Raw genomic sequence first — 16,370 nt, forward strand, 5'->3', positions numbered from 1 at the left:
ATAATATGGATTATGTAAACTAAGGCTGTATGGCAAAACGGTCATTTTGAAATATTTTATCTGCGTTGCAAAGCTCCGGAAATAGGCTCCGCGTCCTGTGGGCACAGCTTCAGCTAGGCTACTACTTGAATAACATCTGTGCTGCCTTGTGCCGAGGAAGCTCACTTCGAAGCGATACTTGCAGACACAGGCACAAATGAAATGGATCTTCAGCTCGCGCTGATTCCACGGGAGTCTCCGCCTATTTCCTACGCTTTAGGGAAGTGCTACAACGTATGGAACAGCAAAAAGCAGTGGTTCTAGGCATATTTCAATAGCTATTATATATGCATACGATCAACATGCTATCTCTTACAAAAGTTGTAGAGTCTACATCTTAGCGTAGACCAACCACGTAGACTCCCGCGGGACAGGCAGGCGCTGAAGATCCACAACGTCTGCACCTGTGTCTTCTAGTAACGCTTCGAGGTAGGCTTCCTCGGTGCAAGGCAGCAGAGTAGTGATTCGTGTAGTAGCCTAGCTTCAGCCGTTCCCCGCAGGACGCGAAGTGGTTGGCCGGAGCGGTATGCCAGCACATGAATCATTTCAAAATAAACACTAAGCTGTTAGTTTACATAATCCATATTATAGGAAGTTGTTTATTAATGAAGTCAATTAGGACCGGGCGGGTTAGGGCCGGTTTTTCTTAGTTCGCTATTTGCACTTAGTAAATGGAAGATATATAAAGGGATTCACCTTGATAAGAGAAACGATGGGGGATATAAAATGAAGGAATTATTTGTAAAAGGCATGACCTATGGATGGAATACGAAACGTGGAGCTTATCAGACGGATGATGCGGTTAACTCATTACAAAAATTAAAGGAAACAGGTAGTGAATGGATCGCTCTGTCATTTTTCGCTCTGCAGGATACGTATTGTTCTACCAATATACATTTTGATTACAGTAATACAATGACAGACAGGGATATTCAATTTGCTGTTACAGAAGCAAAGAAATTAGGATTAAAAGTCTGCCTCAAACCCGTAGTTAATTGTAAAGATGGGATCTGGCGGGCACGAATTGGTTTTCCTGAGGAAGCAATAGACAAATGGCAAGCATGGTTTAGCTCGTATACTTATTTCATCATGCATTATGCAGAATTGGCAAAGGAATTAGACTGTGAAATGTTCTGTATAGGCTGTGAAATGATTAACACTGAAGGACAAACAGCATCATGGCGTAATCTTATAGAGGATGTTCGAACTATTTATGACGGTCCGATTATATACAATGCGAACCATGGTAAGGAAGAAGGCGTGGAGTGGTTCGATGCGGTTGATATAATCGGGACAAGTGCATACTATCCAGTTGCAAAAGAGCCTGGTGATTCAGTGAGTAATATGGTCAAGGAGTGGGAGAAAATAGCTTGCAAGCTGGAAAAATTACATCAAACTTATAACAAACCGATTCTATTCATGGAGATAGGCTGTAGAAGTGCGCTAGGGTGTGCGACAATGCCTTGGGATTTTGAGCATACAGATTTACCATTTAGTGAGGATGAACAAGCGAATTTCTATCAGTCTGTCATTCAAGTATTTTGGGATAAACCATGGTTCGCAGGTTTTTTCTGGTGGGATTGGAAAGCCAAGCTTTATCCAATCGAAGAAGCAGACAATGATCTTGATTTTGATATTTACGGAAAGAAAGCGGAACAAATTGTGAAACATTGGTATTCGTTAGCTAAGTAACGGGATAAAGGAGTAGGTTATGTTGACCAAGTTAGGAAAACGTATCATATTTATAGGTGACAGTATTACGCAATGGGGCAAGCAAGATGATCAAGAGGGCATAGGAACAGGATATGTACGTGTGATTCATGATTATTTAAAAGTTTTACATCCTGAAAAGGACTATGAAATTTTAAATAAAGGCATTGGTGGGAATCGTATTACCGATTTGGAAGAACGCTGGCAGGAAGATGTGATCAGCTGGAAACCAGATACCATATCAATTTCCATAGGTATCAATGATGTCTGGCGCCAACTCGATCATCCTGAATTAGAACAAGTCGACGAAGAAAAATTTGAAGCAATATATCGTCGTTTACTGCAGCGAGTACGAGCTATAGGGATTTCATCTATCGTAATGATGGAACCGACTGTAATTGAAGAAAAAGTCGATTCTGCAGGCAATCAAAAATTAAAACATTATGCCGAAATCGTACGAGCGTTAGCAAAAGAATTCGATGCGATTCTAGTGCCAATCCACCAGCGCTTTATTCAATATTTGTTACAAAATAGTGGCTATAATATTACCGTTGATGGTGTTCATCTGAATAGTGCTGGTAATTTATTGATGGCCCACGAATGGCTGAAAGCTGTCAAAACCAGCTAATAAATTTGAGCTCTATTTTCTAATAGAGCTCGAAAAAGTGTGTATATTTAACAAAAATTATGATATAATGAAACCGGTATCCTTTCTGAATAGACAGCGAATCGTGTACAGGAATGTGATGGTGAGAAGCTGAACATATCCATATTGGAGTAAGCGAAATTTTTTTGGAAGATAAGGAAATCGGTTTCCTTGATCGGTGATAAGTGTGTATGGCTACATATACATTTTTAAAAAAGCGCATGAATTATCAAAAATGAATCGTTGACAGGAGGAATACGATGCATCTAGATATGCCATTACACGAATTAGAAAAATATCAAGGGAAAAATCCAAAACCTGATGACTTTGATCTTTATTGGGAGCAAGCCTTACAGCAATTAGATCAACAATCCTTATCTTATGAGTTAGAGGATGCTGCTATTACTTGTTCATTTGCAAGATGTCACCACCTGTATTTCCGTGGAGTAGGAGAGAATCGCATTCATGCTAAACTAATTGTTCCTAACAAAGAAATCGCTACTGGCCAAGGTATGGCGATTTTTCATGGTTATTCAGTCGATAGTGGGGATTGGCTTGATAAGCTAGCGTATGCCGCTGAAGGAGTAACAGTGATAGCGATGGATTGTCGCGGGCAAGGCGGACGATCAGAGGATCTATTAGTAACGAAAGGACCTACTTTGAAAGGCCATGTCATACGTGGATTAGATGATCCTAGTCCTGAACATTTGTACTATCGCCAAGTGTTTTTAGACACAGTTCAAACGGTAAGAATTCTAAAGACGATAGATGGGGTGGATTCGGAACGAATTGGTGTTTACGGTCAATCACAGGGCGGGGCACTTGCGACAGCTTGTGCTGCATTGGAGCCTACGGTCAAACATCTATTTGCCGTGTATCCGTTTTTATCTGATTATGAAAGAGCATGGGAAATGGATATGCAACATTCGGCATATGAAGAAATCGCTTACTTTTTCCGCTGCTTTGATCCGACACACCATCGGCACCAGGAAATCTTTTCGCGACTGGGCTATATTGATATTCAGCATTTGGCCGACCGAATTAAGGCGAGTGTGCAGTGGATAACAGCCATGCGCGATCCCATTTGTCCACCATCGACGCAATTTGCAGCGTATAACAAAATTCGCTCGAAAAAAGACATGATGCTCTATCACGAATATGGACATGAGCATTTACCAAATCATGCAGATGAAGCTTTTCAGCAATTTATCAAAATTTTATAAGAAGAAAGGGGTTTTACCATGACAATTATTCAGTTTCCGAAAGATATGAAATGGGGAACAGCAACCGCATCATATCAAATTGAAGGTGCAGCAAAAGAAGGTGGCCGCGGAATATCCATATGGGATACATTCTCGAAGACGCCAGGTAAAGTCGTGAATGGTGACAATGGAGATGTTGCCTGTGACAGCTATCACCGTTATGAAGAAGATGTAGAAATGATGAAAGACCTTGGCATCGATGTTTACCGATTCTCCGTTGCCTGGCCACGTATTTTTCCAGATGGCACAGGTAAAGTGAATCAGGAAGGCTTGGACTATTATCATCGTTTAGTCGATAAACTTTTAGCTAATGGAATTGAACCAATGTGTACACTTTATCACTGGGATTTGCCACAAGCATTGCAAGATAAAGGTGGCTGGAATAATCGCGAAACGATTGATGCCTTTGTGGAATATGCGACATTGATGTTCAACGAATTTTCTGGAAAAATTAATAAATGGTTAACACTGAATGAGCCATGGTGTATTTCCTTTTTGTCTAATTATATAGGTGTGCATGCTCCTGGGAATCAGGATTTGCAATTGGCAACTCAAATTTCCCATCATTTATTAGTGGCACATGGTAAAAGTGTTCAAAAATTCCGTGAGCTTAACATTGATGGAGAAATAGGCTTTGCACCTAATACCACGTGGTTAGAACCGTTTAGTAACAGACAGGAAGATATTGATGCTTGTAACCGAGAGATAGGCTGGTATATTGAATGGTTTATGGATCCGGTGTTTAAAGGAACGTATCCATCATTTATGGTTGATTGGTTCAAGAAAAAAGGTGTTGAATTAGTAATCGAGGATGGCGATATGGAAATCATCTCGCAGCCAGTAGACTTTCTTGGGATCAATTACTACACTGGACATATTGCACGATACAAAGAAAATGAAGGATTGCTAGATTGGGAATTAGTCGAAATGAATTATGACCGTACTGATATTGGCTGGCCAATCTTCCCGGACGGTTTGTATAACGTACTGACACGTATTAAAGAAAGTTACGGGGATGTCCCCATTTATATTACCGAAAATGGTTCTTGCTACAATGACGAACCTGAGAATGGCCGTGTCCATGACACTGGTCGTATCAGCTATCTGGAGCAGCATTTAACAGCATTAAGTCGTGCCATTGCATCTGGTGTTAACATTAAAGGCTACATTACATGGTCTTTAATGGATAACTTTGAGTGGGCAGAAGGCTATACCATGCGCTTCGGAATTGTCCACGTCAACTACCGAACGTTGGAACGCACGAAAAAAGATAGTTTCTACTGGTACAAACAAACCATCGCAAACAACTGGTTCGAAAGCTAATCGCAACCCCCGCCTGATTTGATTGGGCGGGGGTTTTATTTACAAAGAAAGAGGGAGTAAAAAACACAGTGCATGGTAGTAATCATGCTGAATAGGAAGATGGGTTCTTATGATATGGATTATGTAATGCTAGCCATCGCTAACCAAGCTGCCATATTGAGCTATTGAATGTGCTGGGATACCGCTTCGGCCTATTTCCGAAGCTTTGCTAAGCAGATAATCTATATCAAAATGACCCTTTTGCAATACAGCCTTTGTTGACATAATCCGTATTATAAGTAGTTATATAAATTTCAAATCAAATAGCACCGGGGGGTTAGGCACGGTTTTTCTAATAAGTCAAGAAAGTATAAATTTTAGACTATATGATGTTCGCTGACAGAAACGGCCACGTCCGGCTCCAGCGCCCAGAGACTAGGCGACTTCGCGAAATCGCCCTACGATAAGTCATCATCGATTCGCAAGCTCACCGTGATTCCTTTATCTCAGTTGATTCGCTCCACTCGCTACGTCTCTATACGGGCGCTTGCGCCTTTGTTCGTATTCGTATATTTTTTAGTCTTACTAAAGGTCAAAAAAATGATAAAAGTAGTAAAGATCGTGGCAAACAATGTAGGATGGTTATGAAATAATGTAAGCGCAACCAATGAGTAGGAGGTGAAAGGTATCGATAGGAATCTGTAAAAAGATGGATGTGAATCGCTGTTGCTGCTGTTTGTGTATTCTTTGAGGAAGGGATGAAATATCATGAAAATGCGTTTTATTAAGAAATCATGGCTTCTTTTCGTTTTACTGATCCTCCTTGCTGTTACAGGATCAATAATCGGAATGCAGCAATCACAAGCAGAAGTCGTTACCAAAACCATAACAATTGATGGAGACAATGTGGATCCAGATAACCGATTTAAAGGATTTGGTACCGTCTCAGGAAATAATACTTCACGATTATTATTAGATTATAAAGAAGAACATCCAGAAGAATATTGGGAAATTATGAATCAATTATTTAATACAGATACGGGTGCTGGGCTAACCCATGTAAAAGTAGAGTTAGGTGCAGATATTAATTCATCATCAGGAACGGAGCCAGCTACGATGCGATTTGAGGACGAGCCTGCTAATGTATTGCGAGGAGCTGGGTTCCAATTTGCTGCTGATGCAAAGTCGATCAATCCTGATATTACCACAGAAATCTTACGCTGGGGTGAGCCACGTTGGTCATGGGAATCAGCTGCAAATCATGAGTATGAAGACCGATATCAATGGTATAAACAAACAATGGATGCGGTATCTCAAGAGTATGGCTTTGATTTGGATTATATTGGAATATCTCAAAACGAAAGAGCACAAAATGGTAATGGCAGAAATGAAGTGGAGTGGCTCAAATATTTCACAACCCGCATTAAAGAAGAAACGAATTATGAAGAAGACTATCAAGATATAAAACTGGTAGCTGCGGATGGCTATCGGGACACTGCCACCATTAGTCGAACATTATTGGATAATCCTGATCTAATAGATGAAATTGATGTGATCAGTTCTCATTATGGTTTAACTGGTTCGACTGAATTAAACATGTTACAGGAGCAATTAAAAGAAGACGGCAAAAAACCGAAGGAAGTCTGGGTCTCGGAAGGGATTTCCCCAATGATCAACGCCAGATATCGCGATAACATGGAACCAAACTATAATGGTTTAGGTGGTCGTGCAGGCATTATCGATGTAACATCACGAATTATTTCTGTTTATTCCTGGGAAGGAGCCAACAATCAGCCACTAAATGCTGTTTCGTTTGATTTTCAGCCATCTGTTGCAGCCTTTTATCAAGGTGCACAATACAATCCAAAACAACTGATCAGTGCATTTGATCCTTGGTCCGGTTTTTTTGAAACAGATGGTGGTATCCAAGGAGTCAGACATGTGATGAATTTTACAGAACATGATGATTTATCTACTGAGAAGAATGAACGCTGGCAATATATCGAAGATGCCACCTATAGCGATGGTGATTTCTTTGATGGCGGTGTTGATGTCGATACAAGTACACATAACTATATGACATTGAAGGACCCAGAAACAGATGATTATACAACAGTGTTTGCAAACAACACCAGCGACACTCGATCCTATACAATTGAAGCAAAAAATTTGAGCGGTAAAGAAAATGCCGAAGTATTTGTTTGGGAAACGAAAGGGCCTGGAGAAGGAGAATCTTATGATGCGAACTGGTTCAAAAATGTTAATGTCATAGAGCCTGAAGAGGGTGTTTATCAAGTAGAGGTGAAGCCATATTCGATAGTAACAATCACTACGTTGGATAAGGAAGCTGAAATCGATGGTTTTGAATATCAGTCAGATCCTGTTGACTTAACAGAAGATACCATTATGTCATTACCATATAGCGATGATTTCGAATATGATGATTATCCGCTTGACGATCAGGATCGTGACTATGTTGATAGAAGAGGTGGAACACCCCGATATACAACGGATCAAATTGGAGCTTTTGAAGTAGTGAAACAAGCAACTAAACAAGCAGAAGAAGGCAGTTTTGAAAAAGAGTCTCTTGATATTCCAGAGGCAGAAGCACACGGAAATATGCTTCAGCAAAAAATAACCACCGATAACATTGGAGCGGACTGGGCTGTTTGGGGAGGAACAGACGGTGCGGCAGCGGACGTTAATCCGAATACCAATATAGGAGATTTTCGCTGGGTGAACTATAAAGCATCCTATGACTTTCTATTAGATACACATACGGAGACAGTACAAGGCAGAGATAACTATGCGCTTATCGGAGTCCGACAAGTGAAAGCAGGCTGGAGTGATTCTCAGGCAACCTATAATGCCAAAATATTTGCAGATGGAAAATACGAGATTACAAAACTGGGAAGTGTAGTCAAACAAGGATCAATCGAAGGTTTTGATCATACTGTGTGGCATCGATTAGCGTTTGAAGCGAAAGAAAATGTGTTTACGCTCTATTTAGATGGTGAGTCTGTTGCATCGTACACGGATGAGGATGCAACTGTAATGGCAGGGAGAGTAACGCTTGGTACAGGTTACTATGAAACATTAATTGATAATTTGAGCATTGAACCGATTGAGGGTTATCCATATAAATCTTTGAAAGTAGATAATGCGCAAGGACAAATTTATCCATCAGAAGATGCTGCATTAAATAATGAAGACGAATGGAATCCAATTGGTTATGTGGGAGATTGGGAGTTTGTACAATCTGGATATGCCCATTTTAATCGTACACAAATGACAACATCCAGTGATTATCCAGTTTGGAACGGTTATCTCGTTGAACATACAGATACCACTTCGGAACAAGGGGCACTCCATAAAGTATTCTATTCGGGAGATTGGGGCTCCAACAGCAGCAATGCTTGGGGAAATGATGGTGATTCATTTGAGATTACATTTGAAGGAAATGCGATTCGCTTGTACGGAGAAACGAATCCCAACAATGGAACGGCAGATGTTTATTTAGACGGAGAACTTGTTGGTGAAGCAAATTACTTAAACAACAGCTCGATAGTAAAAGAAGTATGGTCTGTTGAAGATCTCGAGGAAACTGAGCATACACTTAAGGTTGTTTCGAAAGAATCATACACAAGTTTTGTTAAAGCAGAGATTGATACAGATCAACCAATAGAAGCAGAATCTGTTACGACATTAGCACCAAATGATTTCACTTCTATTTCAGCTGATTCAGAGATCGAAAATGAAGAAAATACCGTTTATGCTTACAGGGAAAATGGAAGTACTTGGGGAGCGAATAATAATAATGCCTGGGCTAATTTTAACGATAATCCGTATATTTATATTAACTTTACAGGCACAGGAATCGATTATTTAGCTGGCATGGGAAATGATACAACCTACCAGTTTGAATTGGACGGAGAAGTTGTAGGTGATTATGATGTCGGAGAAGATGGAATCCGTTATTCAGTTCGAGATTTGGAGGATACGGAACATACATTAAAAGTTTCACTCGGAGATAATGAAGTGAAAGAAACCTATATGGATTACCGTGGCGTAACTATCTATTCTACACCTGAACAAAGTGATAATAAGTTTATCTTCGACTTTGAAGGTAGTGGTTTTAATCTGTTTGGTGCAACTCCTGACGCCCTGGTGGATGTGTATATTGATGGGGAACAAATGGAAAAGGAATATCGAGTTCATGCTACAGGAGATCGACAAACTTTTTATCATCTTAGAGGTTTGGACGTAGAAGAGCACACTGCTGAAATCGTTGTAAGAGGCGGGGGTCTTACATTAGATGGTATAGATGTAATTAGTGAAGCCAGTACATCAGATTCTGCAGACCCAGATGAACCAACGGAACCGTTAGAGGACCAGTTGTTAGCCCATTATGATATGACGGTATCAGGTAATCAATTAGTAGACATAACCGGCAATGAAATAGATGCCACTTTAGCAGGGTTTACAGCAAATGATGTCACAGAGGAAGACGGTGACAAAGTATTGCCTTTTACTGGAGATGAATCGAAGTTTGTGACCTTGCCAAAAGGGTTAATTACAGATGAAACATTTACGATTGAAACAACTTTTAAAACAAGCACAGGTGCCAATCACTGGCTATATAGCATAGGAACGAAGCAAGGGGACTGGCCAAACGTTAACAATTATATATTCTTAAATCCAAATCAGGCGGACAACACGGTTCGTTTTGGTATAAAAGATGAAGAAAAAGAGTTATTGTTCCAGGATGCGAGCATCGATACGGGAGAATATAATACATTTACAGCTGCATTTAAAGAAGGAAACATTGCCCTCTATTTAAATAGTGTGCCAGTTGGTTCTATTCATCATGATTACACCGTACAAGATATCTTGAACAATGGCGTGACAGATGGAGAGGATTTCATTGGCTATATTGGCAAATCACTTTATAATCCGGACCCGCCATTTGAAGGAACTTTGAAGGATTTTAAAGTATATAATTATACGTTGAATGAACAAGAAATTACTGGATATAGCGATCAGGAGCTTGTGGAACAGGCTAAAGCTGAATTGAATCTGGAAAGTGAAGTAACAGAAGATCTATCTTTGCCAAATCAGGTAAAAGTTAACGGATTAACAGCGGATGTCAGCTGGGAATCCAATAATGAAACCTATCTGTCAAAAGAGGGATCGGTAACTCGTCCAACTTATGATGAAGGGGATCAGGAAGTGGTTTTAACAGCAACAATAACAAAAGGAGAAAGCACTGCGGAAAAAGAATTCCAAATTACGGTCAAGCGTTTGCCACAAGACATCGACTTATTGAAAGAAGCTGCAGCGGCATTAAAAGTATATAACATTACTGATGTTCGAGGTAATATCACATTGCCAACAGAGGGTGAAAATGGGACAATAATCAGCTGGAAGTCAGAAGAGGAATCGATAATTAGTAATACTGGAGAGGTCACTCGTCCTGCCAATGGAGAAGGGGATGCAAAGGTTGACCTTGAAGCTGCTATTACGTTAAATGGTCAGACCCTTACGAAATCTTTTGTCGCAAATGTGAAGGAAGCACCGGAAGAAAAAGATTACAAAGGATATCTATTCAGTTATTTTACAGGAGAAGGTACTGCCAATGGTGAGCAAATATATTATGCCTTAAGTGAAGGGAATGACCCTTTACATTGGCAGGAGTTAAATAACGGAGAGCCGGTTATTACGTCAGATTTGGGTGAAAAAGGGTTACGGGATCCATTTATTATTCGATCCCCTGAAGGTGATAAGTTTTATATGATTGCAACAGATTTGAAAATCCATGGAAATGGCGATTGGGGAAGAGCGCAGACGGAAGGTAGCAGATCAATCATGGTCTGGGAATCCACAGACCTTATTAATTGGTCTGAACAACGAATGGTCGAAGTAGCTCCAAAAGAAGCGGGAAACACATGGGCACCAGAAATTTTCTATGATAAATCCATCGGGAAATATGTTATTTTCTGGGCGTCCAAATTGTATGATAGTGAAGAAAACAGAAACTCCGGGGATAGTTATCAACGAATGATGTATACGACGACTCGAGATTTCCATACCTTTAGTGAACCAGAAATCTATCTGGATTATGGTTATTCTGTGATTGATACAACAATTATTGAAGATGAAGGAAAAATCTATCGTTTTACCAAAGATGAACGAGGGAATGATCCGGAAAACGCTCCGAATGGCAAATTTATTTTACAAGAATCAGGTGATTCTGTACTGGATCCGGATTTTGAATTAATAAAAGAAGGAATCGGAAAAGGAACAATCAGCCAAGGGGAAGGTCCTGCTATCTTCAAATCAAATACGGAAGATAAATGGTACTTGTTCATTGATGAATTCGGCGGAAGAGGATATGTTCCATTTGAAACGACTGATTTGGCATCGGGCGAATGGTCGGTATCAGAAGACTATGAGTTACCTGACAGCCCTCGTCATGGTACAGTTTTGCCAGTGACGCAAGAAGAGTATGATGCATTGATGGAGAATATTCCAAGCGAAATAGAAAACGATAAGATCTCCGTTAGTGGAATATCCGTAGAGCGGTCTGAAGTAGCTTTAACAACGGGAGAAGAAGCATTGATTAATGTGACGGTAGAGCCAGCAGATGCGACCAATCAAAACGTTTGGTACAGCAGCAATAATCCGGAAGTTGTATCCGTGACCGAAGAGGGTATGCTGCAGGCAGTTGAAGAAGGAGAGGCACTGGTGACAGTCACTTCGGCTGATGGCGGCTATACGGCAGTTGTCAGCGTAACCGTTTCTGAGAAAGAAGAGCCGGAACAACCAGTACTAGATACAGAATTAACGTTGGGTCAATCTCAAGAAGTTTTTGCCGGAGAGACTTATACGATTAAAGGTATGAGTGCTCAAATGAAGATGCCGGAAGATTTACCAGCAGGTACGATGATCACCGTTAATCCGTTTGAGGTGAAGGATACCAATTATGAGGACTTAATGATAGCCGGTGAAGCATTTAATGTGGAAATGGCGTATCCAGATCATGCAACAGAGCCGACAGGTAAATTTACAATCTATCTAGGTTATCAAACGGGAGCCAATACAGAGGATATAGCAATCTACTATTATAATGAATCAAAGGATAACTGGAAACGTGTTGGTGGAAAGGTGCATCGGGAAGACCAAGTTATTTCGTTGGATGTATCACATTTCTCAAGCTACGGTGTGTTTGCAGAAGCTGAGGAGGATTCTACTGGTAATGAGGATAACTCAGACAATGAAGCAGGTTCGAATGATCATACAGATCAATCTGCTGAAGACGATGAGGCTAATGATCAACAATCAACGGATGAGCCAGCTGATATGAATAATCAAGAGAGTGGATCTGATCAAAATGATGACCAGCCTTCAACTGAAAAAGAAAATAAATCCAATAATCAACTGCCAAATACAGCAACCAATACATTTAACTACCTAGGAACAAGTATTATTCTCTTGTTAATGGGTGTAGTAATTATGGTTATAAGAAGGAAAACTGTAAAATATTAAAGATCGGGCGTCCAGCCCGATCTCTTTATTTTCAGTCAAGATAAGTTCAGTCACAGCAGTAATCATATTGATATGAAGTTTGTTCCTATAATATGGATTATGTAACAGCTTAGTGTTTATTTTGAAATGATTCATGTGCTGGTATACCGCTCCGTCCAACCACTTCGCGTCCTGCGGGGCACGGCTGAAGCTAGGTTACTACTTGAGCTACTTCTATGCTGCCTTGCACCGAGGAAGCCTGCTTCGAAGCATTACTGGTAGACACAGGTGCAGACGTTGTGGATTTTCAGCGCCTGCCTGTCCCGCGGGAGTCTCCGTGGTTGGCCTACGCTAATTTATAGCTCCACAATTTATGCGACAGCTAGGATGAACAAGATTTACACCTTATTTGATGAAATACGATGCCTAGCACGCCTGCTTTTTTCTGCTACATCCGTTGCAGAACTTCCCTAAAGCGTAGGAAATAGGCGGAGACTCCCGTGGGATCAGTCGTGTGTGAAGAAAGACCCCGCAGTGAGCGGTTTATGCTCGCGAGGAGGCTGAACCCGACCCCACAGGACGCGGAGCCTATTTCCGGAGCTTTGCTAAGCAGATAATCAATATCAAAATGACTATTTTGCAATAAAGCCTTTGATAACTTAATCCATATTATAGGAAGTTGTATATAATTTATGTCAATTAGGACCGGAGGTTATGCATGGTTTTTCTTAAATTCTAATGGACAGAATTCTTGAGAAAGAGAAAAACTGTCTATAAGAATCTGTCTTAAAGTCAATTACATATATGTTATCCATGTATAATAAACAGTTATCATAAGTTATAAAGTATAGTATAATGGAATCGGTTTCGAATAAAATTTGAATTTTAATTTAGGTGACAAAAATGAAGAAAAACATCACTATCTATGATATTGCTAAGGAAGCAAACGTTTCTCCCTCTACCGTATCACGTGTATTAACGGGTAACGAAAGAGTGAAACCGGTAACCAAGCAGAAGGTAGAAGCAATAATCGAGAAATATAACTTCCGTCCAAACAGCCTGGCTAGAAGTTTATTATATAAACAATCGAAAATGATCGGTATTATTTTACCTGATATTAATCACCCTTTTTTCTCTACATTAGTGCAAAAGTGTGAAGCTCATGCCTTGTCTTTAGGCTATACTTCCTTTTTGTGCAATTCGATGAATGACACAAATGTTGAATCTACCTATTTGCAAAACCTAATCGACAAGCAAGTGGACGGAATTCTATTTTTGGGAGGCCGTATTAATCAAGTCGATACAGATCCTAAACTTGCAGAAGAGATGAATAGCATTATGGATCGTGTTCCAGTCGTATTTGTTAACGGTGAAATGGCAGGTGTAGATGCTCATGTGATTCAAACAGACGAAAAGGAAGGAATCACTAATGTCATTGATTTATTGCACAACTTTAATCATCAACGAATTGCTTTTTTAGGGGGAGAAGAAGGTGTAACGTCAAGAGAAGTGAAGGTTAACGCCTTTAAAGAAGCGCTTGCTCGACATCACTTACCTGTTCATGAACAGTGGATTATGAATGAGGGATTTGATATAGAATCAGGAGAAGAACTTGCTAACCAGTTACTTTATTTAAATGAGAAGCCAACAGCGATTGTATGTGTAAATGATTTTGTAGCTATTGGTGTCATCAAAACGTTGAATAAATTTGGTATAAGCGTTCCTGATGATATATCTGTAATAGGGTTTGATGATATTTATTTAGCGAAGGATTTTCCACCAGGTATTACATCTGTCAGCCAGAACTATCAGGAACTGGGAAAGACTGCAGTTGATGTATTAGTGAAATTAATAAATGGCGAAAGCGCCCAAAAGCATAGTATCGTACCAACGAAGCTACAGTTAAGAAATTCTTGTCAATTAGTAAAAAGAGAAGAGGTTGACAAATAATAGCTTTAAATGTAATCTGTTGAAAAGGATTACATTGTCATTTTATGAAACCCATTTCAGATAATAATATAATAATTGCTGAATGAATGGACAAACTATAAAACAGAAAAAATGAAATCCGTTTCATATCATTGAATTATACAGGGGGAGACAACATGCTAACAACTAAAAATGGTCAGTTTTATTTAGATGGGAAGCCGTTTCAAATCTTATCAGGTGGTATTCATTATTTCAGAATTGTTCCGGAACATTGGGAAGACCGTCTGCAAAAATTAAAGGCAATGGGTCTGAATACAGTGGAAACATATATTCCATGGAACTTTCATGAACCGAAAAAAAGTGAGTTTCATTTTACGGGACTTGGCGATGTAGAGAAATTTATTGAACTGGCTGATCAGGTTGGTTTATACGTGATTCTAAGGCCATCACCATATATTTGTGCAGAATGGGACATGGGTGGGTTACCTTCATGGCTGTTAAAAGAAGACAAATTGGTGCTTAGAAGCAGTGAACCAACATATCTGCAGCACGTTACAGACTATTATGATGTATTATTGCCAAAATTTAAGAAACACCTGTATCAAAACGGTGGGCCAGTGATAGCCATGCAAATTGAAAATGAATATGGTGCATATGGCAATGATTTGGATTATTTGTCCTATCTTAAAAAATTGTACAAACAGCATGGACTGGATACTTTCTATTTTACATCAGACGGGCCGGAGTTTATTGAACAAGGTTCGCTGCCAGATGTAACGACGACACTTAATTTTGGTTCGAAAGTGGAAAGTGCGTTTGCAGCATTAGATAAGTTCAAACCTGGCTCTCCAAAAATGGTAGCAGAATTTTGGATTGGCTGGTTTGATTACTGGTCCGGTGAGCATCATACGAGAGATGCGCAGGATGCAGCGGATGTTTTTCGTGAATTAATGGAACGAAAAAGCTCCGTGAATTTCTATATGTTCCATGGCGGAACAAATTTCGGCTTTTATAATGGTGCCAATCATTACGATATTTATTATCCGACCATTACAAGCTATGATTATGACAGTTTGCTAACAGAAAGTGGTCAGCCAACTGAGAAATACCGTAAAGCAAAAGAAGTATTGGCAGATTATATAGAAGTACCGGAGGATTACGAGAGCAAGATTCAAACTAAATCTTTTGGAGAAGTTCAAGTAACAGAATCAGTCAGTATCTTTGATACACTGACTGACATTAGCCGAAAAGTACAACATATTACACCATTATCGATGGAGCAGATCGATCAATCTTACGGTTATACACTTTACAAAACAACAGTAAACAGACAAGGTGACTTAAAGTTTCATATCGATGCCATTCACGACCGTGGTTTTGTCTATATTAATGGCGAGTACGTGGATACCGTATATAAAAATGATAAAGATACGGAGCGAACCCTGCATTTCCCGAAACAAGAGAATGTGTTGGAGATTTTAGTGGAAAACATGGGGCACGCAAACTATGGAGAACACTTAAGTGATCAAAAAGGACTAGTGAAAAACATTTGGCTAGGCGAGCAATATTGGTTTAATTGGGACATGTATGCTATTGAGTTAGATACACTGCCTGAAAATTATAGCGGATCAGAAAGTCGCTACCCTAAATTTTTCAAAGGTCAATTTACCATATCTGAGACAGCGGATACCTACGTTGACCTGGAAGGATTTACGAAAGGTAATGTCATTATCAACGGATTTAACTTGGGGAGATATTGGGTAACAGCAGGACCACAGCGCAGATTGTATGTACCAGGTCCATTGTTAAACGAAGGAGAAAACGAAATCGTCATTTTGGAATTGGAAGCTGCATCCAAAGATTATATCCAACTAGTGGATGAGCCAAAATTGTCTTAAAAATTAATAAAGCCATCTTATTACACTGTGTTCAAGAAGTTGTTTATGGACCAACTTCTT

The 16,370-nt window shown here is 39.8% G+C and carries 7 protein-coding genes; all 7 read left to right on the top strand.

Going from position 1 to position 16,370, the window contains the following annotated elements; translation table 11 throughout:
• Positions 1-765 precede the first annotated feature (765 nt).
• The 7 genes from MUN87_RS20760 to MUN87_RS20790 all read left to right on the top strand — a co-directional run bounded on the left by MUN87_RS20760 (position 766) and on the right by MUN87_RS20790 (position 16,310).
• Entirely contained in the window at positions 766-1,731 is a 966-nt protein-coding gene (locus tag MUN87_RS20760; protein WP_244743699.1) for a glycoside hydrolase family 113, read from the top strand.
• Between the two features lie 19 nt (positions 1,732-1,750).
• Positions 1,751-2,377 (top strand): SGNH/GDSL hydrolase family protein, encoded by a 627-nt coding sequence (locus MUN87_RS20765; RefSeq protein ID WP_244743702.1) that lies wholly within the window; start codon positions 1,751-1,753, stop codon positions 2,375-2,377.
• A gap of 278 nt (positions 2,378-2,655) precedes the next feature.
• Positions 2,656-3,618 (top strand): acetylxylan esterase, encoded by a 963-nt coding sequence (locus MUN87_RS20770; protein ID WP_244743705.1) that lies wholly within the window; start codon positions 2,656-2,658, stop codon positions 3,616-3,618.
• 18 nt (positions 3,619-3,636) lie between these two features.
• Positions 3,637-4,980 (top strand): GH1 family beta-glucosidase, encoded by a 1,344-nt coding sequence (locus MUN87_RS20775; protein WP_244743708.1) that lies wholly within the window; start codon positions 3,637-3,639, stop codon positions 4,978-4,980.
• 747 nt (positions 4,981-5,727) lie between these two features.
• Positions 5,728-12,504: an immunoglobulin-like domain-containing protein gene (locus tag MUN87_RS20780; RefSeq protein WP_244743711.1), complete on the top strand. Its 6,777-nt coding sequence runs from the start codon at positions 5,728-5,730 to the stop codon at positions 12,502-12,504.
• 882 nt (positions 12,505-13,386) lie between these two features.
• A complete protein-coding gene (locus MUN87_RS20785) occupies positions 13,387-14,433 on the top strand; it encodes a LacI family DNA-binding transcriptional regulator (RefSeq protein WP_244743714.1) in 1,047 nt (348 codons plus the stop codon).
• 155 nt (positions 14,434-14,588) lie between these two features.
• The gene (locus MUN87_RS20790; protein WP_244743716.1) at positions 14,589-16,310 is read left to right on the top strand and encodes a glycoside hydrolase family 35 protein; all 1,722 of its coding nucleotides are present in this window, start codon (positions 14,589-14,591) and stop codon (positions 16,308-16,310) included.
• The last annotated feature ends 60 nt before the right edge of the window (positions 16,311-16,370 follow it).

It is taken from the genome of Gracilibacillus salinarum, assembly GCF_022919575.1.
Lineage (GTDB): Bacteria > Bacillota > Bacilli > Bacillales > Amphibacillaceae > Gracilibacillus > Gracilibacillus salinarum.

Coding starts and splice junctions, on each gene's coding strand:
- MUN87_RS20775 (WP_244743708.1), top strand. CDS start 3,637: ATGACAATTATTCAGTTTCCGAAAGATATGAAATGGGGAACAGCAACC.
- MUN87_RS20770 (WP_244743705.1), top strand. CDS start 2,656: ATGCATCTAGATATGCCATTACACGAATTAGAAAAATATCAAGGGAAA.
- MUN87_RS20765 (WP_244743702.1), top strand. CDS start 1,751: ATGTTGACCAAGTTAGGAAAACGTATCATATTTATAGGTGACAGTATT.
- MUN87_RS20790 (WP_244743716.1), top strand. CDS start 14,589: ATGCTAACAACTAAAAATGGTCAGTTTTATTTAGATGGGAAGCCGTTT.
- MUN87_RS20785 (WP_244743714.1), top strand. CDS start 13,387: ATGAAGAAAAACATCACTATCTATGATATTGCTAAGGAAGCAAACGTT.
- MUN87_RS20780 (WP_244743711.1), top strand. CDS start 5,728: ATGAAAATGCGTTTTATTAAGAAATCATGGCTTCTTTTCGTTTTACTG.
- MUN87_RS20760 (WP_244743699.1), top strand. CDS start 766: ATGAAGGAATTATTTGTAAAAGGCATGACCTATGGATGGAATACGAAA.